Annotated in this window: 6 protein-coding genes; 5 read left to right on the top strand and 1 reads right to left on the bottom strand. The window is 64.9% G+C overall.

The genetic code is table 11. The annotated features are described in order from the left end of the window. The first annotated feature begins 2 nt into the window (after positions 1-2). Positions 3-626 (top strand): protocatechuate 3,4-dioxygenase subunit alpha, encoded by a 624-nt coding sequence (gene pcaG / locus J6500_RS31370; RefSeq protein ID WP_225716570.1) that lies wholly within the window; start codon positions 3-5, stop codon positions 624-626. 27 nt (positions 627-653) lie between these two features. Here pcaG and J6500_RS31365 read toward each other — a convergent pair whose 3' ends face one another. Beyond that, positions 654-1,631, bottom strand: a complete 978-nt coding sequence (locus tag J6500_RS31365) for a LysR family transcriptional regulator (protein WP_225716569.1) — start codon at positions 1,629-1,631, stop codon at positions 654-656. Between the two features lie 231 nt (positions 1,632-1,862). Between J6500_RS31365 and J6500_RS31360 the strand changes: the two genes are divergently transcribed. The 4 genes from J6500_RS31360 to J6500_RS31345 form a co-directional block, all read left to right on the top strand. Further along, a complete protein-coding gene (locus J6500_RS31360; RefSeq protein WP_225716568.1) occupies positions 1,863-3,092 on the top strand; it encodes an ABC transporter substrate-binding protein in 1,230 nt (409 codons plus the stop codon). Then, the gene (locus tag J6500_RS31355) at positions 3,068-3,793 is read left to right on the top strand and encodes a nitroreductase (protein ID WP_225716567.1); all 726 of its coding nucleotides are present in this window, start codon (positions 3,068-3,070) and stop codon (positions 3,791-3,793) included. The genes J6500_RS31360 and J6500_RS31355 overlap by 25 nt, the downstream gene beginning before the upstream one ends. 41 nt (positions 3,794-3,834) lie before the next feature. Further along, positions 3,835-4,374, top strand: coding sequence for a 4-hydroxylaminobenzoate lyase (locus tag J6500_RS31350; RefSeq protein ID WP_225716566.1), 540 nt, complete (start codon positions 3,835-3,837; stop codon positions 4,372-4,374). Between the two features lie 34 nt (positions 4,375-4,408). Beyond that, positions 4,409-4,919 (top strand): dioxygenase family protein (locus J6500_RS31345; RefSeq protein ID WP_225716565.1); only part of this gene is annotated, 511 nt, incomplete at its 3' end.

Genomic DNA, 4,919 nt, shown 5'->3' with positions numbered 1-4,919 from the left:
CAATGCCACGCCGATGGAGACCAAATAACGTGCCGAACCAGCGTCCTGATGGCGTCACCCCGTCGCAAACCGTCGGCCCCTATTTCAAGTACGGCCTGACGCCGAATGGCGAATATCGGTGGAATGACGCCTTCACCAATAATTTGCTGACGCCTGACGTCTCGGGCGAGCGCATTCGCGTCGAGGGCAAGGTCTATGACGGCGACGGCGCCGCGGTCGTGGACTGCATGCTGGAGATCTGGCAGGCCGACGCGCAGGGCCGCTTCTGCGATCCGCAGGACAAGCGCGCGCTGCCGAATTCGTCCTTCAAGGGCTTCGGCCGCGTTGGCACCGACAAGACCGGCTCTTATGCCTTCGACACCATCAAGCCGGGCTCGGTGCCCGATCCCGACGGCAAGCCGCAGGCGCCGCACATCCTGCTCGCGGTGTTCGCGCGCGGCATGCTGTTGCATCTCTACACGCGCATTTACTTCGATGACGAAGCGTCAAATGCGGCCGATCCTGTTCTCGCCCAAGTGCCGGCCGATCGCCGCGCGACCCTGATCGCGAAGAAGGGTGGGGGCAGCGTCTATACGCTCGACATCCATCTCCAGGGCGACAACGAGACCGTGTTCTTCGACGTCTGACGCGCCGGCTTCGGCGGCGGCCTGCGACTAGCGCCCGCGCCGCAGGTCTTCGGTGGCGCGGCGCAGCACCTCGTGCAGCCATTCATGCGATGGCTCATCCTCGATCCGCTCGTGCCAGAGCATCCGCACCTCCACGGGAGTGGTGGTGTAGGGCAGTTCATAGGTCGTGATCGCATGGGCCTGCTCGAAGGCGCGCGCCAGCGGCCGCGGCACGATGGCGGCCAACTCGGACTCGAGCAGCAATGCAGGCAGCGCAAGGAAATGCGGCAGCGAGACCGCGATCCGCGGCGGCTTGTCGCTGTCGGACAGTGCCCGCTCGAGCGCCGGGCGATCATACATCTCCGAACGGCGGGCCAATCCGCGCTCTGAGATGAAGCCGCCGATGGCGCCTTCCTGCTCGCCGCCGAAGGAAACGACGACCAGCGGCAGGGTCGCGAGCTTGGCCTTGTCGAGCCGGCCAAGCTTGCGCTTGCCGCCGACGATCAGCACGTCGTCATATTCGAACAGCAGTGCGGTGCGGAATCGGCTCGGTGGCGTGGAGAACACGCCGATGGCGATGTCGATGCGGCCGAGGTCGATCTGTTCGGCGAGATCGATCCGCGTCACCGGCTTGATCGTGAGATCGATCGACGGCGCCTCCCGGCCCAGGATTTTCAGCAGCGGCGGCGCCAGCACCATGGTCGTGAAGTCGTTGGCGGCCAGCGTGAACAGCTTGGTGGAGACTGCAGGCGCGAAGGTCGGCAGCTCGATCGCCGCCTCCAGCGACCGCAGCGCCTGGCGCACCTGCGGGGCCATCGTCAGCGCGCGCGCCGTCGGCTGCATGCCGGTGGCGGTGCGGACGAACAGCTCGTCGTCCAGCATCTCACGCAAGCGTGCGAGCGAGTGGCTGACGGCGGACTGGCTCAGCGCGACCTTCTGGCTGGCCCGCAGCACGCTGCGCTCCTCCATCACGGCGTCGAACACCTTGAGCAGGTTGAGGTCCAATGTCTTGAAGGAAACGGACACGATGTGGGTCCTGTCGGCGGCGGACCGCACGCCTCGGCACTTGCTGCGATCGTGAGCAGTTAAAGCCAGGCGCGCGGCGGACGCAACCGATCGGTTAGTCCGAGACCATCGCGCCGCGCCGCAGCTGGCGGCAATCTGAAGCCGCTTCAGGATCACTCTGCAAGACTTTCACTTCCGTATCGCGCCGTTCCGGCCAAGATTGCCGCAGCCGGGTTCGGGAGGAGAAAGACAATGAAAGCCTGGGTGCGATTGGTGCGGAATGGCGTCGGCAAATCGCTCGGAACGGCGATGACGCTGGCAATGGCGGCGACGTCCGCGATGGCGCAGGGCGGGCCGGTCAGGCTCGGGGTGCTGACCGACATGTCGTCGCTCTACGCCGACAATGGCGGCCAGGGTTCGGTTGTCGCCGCGCAGATGGCGGTGGACGATTTCAAGGGCAAGGTGCTCGGGCGCCCCATCGAGATCGTCGCCGGCGATCACCAGAACAAGGCGGACATCGGCTCGGTGGTCGCCCGGCGCTGGCTGGAGAACGAGAATGTCGAGGCGATCCTCGACGTGCCGAATTCCGCCGTCGCGCTGGCCGTGCAGGGCATCACGCGGGACAAGAAGAAGCTGTTCCTTGCCACCGGCGCGGCGACCTCGCGGTTGACCGGCGACGAATGCTCGCCGACCGGCATCCACTGGACCTACGACACCTACGCATTGTCGCAGGGGACGACGAAGGCGATCTCGCGGCTCGGCGCCAAGACCTGGTTTTTCCTGTCGGCCGATTATTCACTCGGGCTGCAGCTCGAGGCCGACAGCCGCAAGGTGATCGATGCCACCGGCGGCAAGGTGGTCGGCGCGGTGAAGCATTCGATCAACACGCCGGATTTCTCGTCCTTCCTGCTGCAGGCGCAAGCGTCCAAGGCCGACGTGATCGCGCTCGCCGATGCCGGTGGCGACTTCATCAACGCCGTCAAGCAGGCGGGCGAGTTCGGCGTGACGCGCAGGCAGAAGCTCGCCGGCCTGATCGTCTTCATCGCCGACATTCACAGCCTCGGCCTGCAGAGCGCGCAGGGCTTGATGCTCAGCTCGGCCTTCTACTGGGACCTCAACGACGAGACGCGCGCCTGGTCGAAGCGTTTCATCGAGAGGACCAAGAAGGTGCCGACCATGATCCATGCCGGCACCTATGGCGCGGTGATGCACTATCTCAAGGCGGTCGAAGCCGCAGGCACACTCGATGGGCCCACCGTCGCCGCCAGGATGCGCGAACTGCCGGTGAACGATTTCATGACCCGCAACGGCAGGATTCGTCAGGACGGCCGCTTGGTGCGCGACATGTATCTGTTCCGCGTCAAGTCGCCGGCAGAGTCGAAATACCAGTTCGACTACTACGAGCTGCTGGCGACGATTCCGGGCGAGGAAGCTTTCAAGCCGATGGAGGATGGCGGATGTCCGTTCTTGAAGAAGTCCTGATGGAGAATCCCATGCAGGAAGTTGCGCCCAATCCGATCGACGACGTGATGGCGCGTCGATTATCTTGCCGCGAGTTCTCCGGTGCGCCGGTCTCGCGTGCGACTGTCGAGCAAATCCTGCGCGTGGCGCGGTTCGCGCCGAGTGGCGCCAACATCCAGCCCTGGCATGTCCATGTGCTCGCGGGCGCGTTCAAGACCGAGGTGTCGGCCGCCCTGCTGCACGCGTTCGAAAGCGCGCCGCACGAGCACGTCTCCGAATATCAATATTACGCCAGCGAATTCCCCGAGCCGTATCTTGGCCGCCGCCAGGAGTTCGGGCGGTTGTTCTACGATTCGCTCGGTATCGCGCAAAGCGACGCTGAGGCGCGGCGCAGGCAGACCGGCAAGAATTTCACGTTCTTCGGCGCGCCGGTCGGATTGATCATCACCATCGATCGTCGCCTCGCGATGGGAAGCTGGCTCGATCTCGGCATGTTCATCCAGAACGTGATGCTGGCCGCGGTGGGCCGCGGGCTACAATCCTGTCCGCAGGAAACCTTCGCCAAGTATCACCGCATCCTGCGTCCGCTGCTGTCGATTCCTGCGGAGCAGATGGTGGCCTGCGGCATCTCGTTGGGCCACCCCAGGGAGCAGGCGAGGGTGCGGCTGATGCCGCGCGCGGATGTGGAGGCCTTCGCCTCCTTCAATGGTTTCGAAGACTAGGCACGCCAGGCAACAGGCACGCAAAAGACAAGGAGAAGACAATGGGAAGCCGGGAACAGCTTATCGAACGCAGCATTCCCTTTCTGCGCGAAGTCAAGGACATGACACCGGGCGCGGAGATGGAGCGGTGGCTCAACCAGACCTACGGCGAAGACAGCGCGCTCTATCAGGATCTCGCCCGCCTGATCAAAGCCGGCGTCGCGGAAGGCTGGGCGGCGAACCAGGAGGTCGAGGGCCCGAACTATCGGCGCAGCCGCATCCTTGAACCCGTCCCCGAGACGTTCCAGTTCAGCATCACGGCGGTCTACATGAACAGCACCGATCCGCGCCGCTTCAAGGACGAGGACGATCACGACGTGCTGCGCGGGCAGTATCACGGCCATCCCTATGGCGAGCTCAACCTCGTCGTGCCGCTCGACAAGGGCGCCGAGCTCAGGGGATTGCAGGGATGGCAGGGACCTGGCTGGACGGCACCGGATCCCGGCAGCCGGCACTATCCCGAGGTGCGCGGCGGTGCGGTGATCGCGCTCTTCTATCTGCCGGCAGGCCGCATCTCCTACGACTTCAAGGCGCCGACCTGACGCGCAGTGGCAGCAAACCTTCGGGAGAAGGTCCATGACGTTGATCTATCCGCTTGCTTCGAACGCGGTTCACCCCGCGCGCCTGTCGCCTGCATACCGGAGCGCGCTCAAGCGCGCGCCGCAAAAGCCGCTGATCCCGATCCGGCACACGCTTTCCGAGCTCACCGGCCCGGTCTATGGTCATGAGACCGTGCGCGAGCACGACAACGATCTCACCATCCAGGCCAAGGGCGAGCCGCTCGGCGAGCGCATCATCGTGCACGGCCACGTGTTGGATGAAGACGGCCGCGGCGTGCCCAACACGCTGGTCGAGCTATGGCAGGCCAACGCCTGCGGCCGCTATGTCCATGTCGTCGACCAGCACCCGGCGCCGCTCGATCCCAATTTCACCGGCGCCGGCCGCACCCAGAGCGATGCGCAAGGCTATTACAGGTTCATCACCATCAAGCCCGGCGCCTATCCCTGGGGCAATCACCACAATGCCTGGCGTCCCGCGCACATCCACTTCTCGGTGTTCGGGCACTCCTTCATCTCGCGTCTCGTCA

Origin of the sequence: Bradyrhizobium semiaridum (assembly GCF_020329505.1) — a bacterium.
In the GTDB taxonomy this organism is placed as follows: domain Bacteria; phylum Pseudomonadota; class Alphaproteobacteria; order Rhizobiales; family Xanthobacteraceae; genus Bradyrhizobium; species Bradyrhizobium semiaridum.
This window is presented reverse-complemented; position numbering and strand designations above follow the sequence as displayed.

Bases quoted from the DNA above. Each gene is read 5' to 3' on its own strand.
- pcaG (WP_225716570.1), top strand. From the start codon at position 3: ATGCCACGCCGATGGAGACCAAATAACGTGCCGAACCAGCGTCCTGAT.
- J6500_RS31360 (WP_225716568.1), top strand. From the start codon at position 1,863: ATGAAAGCCTGGGTGCGATTGGTGCGGAATGGCGTCGGCAAATCGCTC.
- J6500_RS31355 (WP_225716567.1), top strand. From the start codon at position 3,068: ATGTCCGTTCTTGAAGAAGTCCTGATGGAGAATCCCATGCAGGAAGTT.
- J6500_RS31350 (WP_225716566.1), top strand. From the start codon at position 3,835: ATGGGAAGCCGGGAACAGCTTATCGAACGCAGCATTCCCTTTCTGCGC.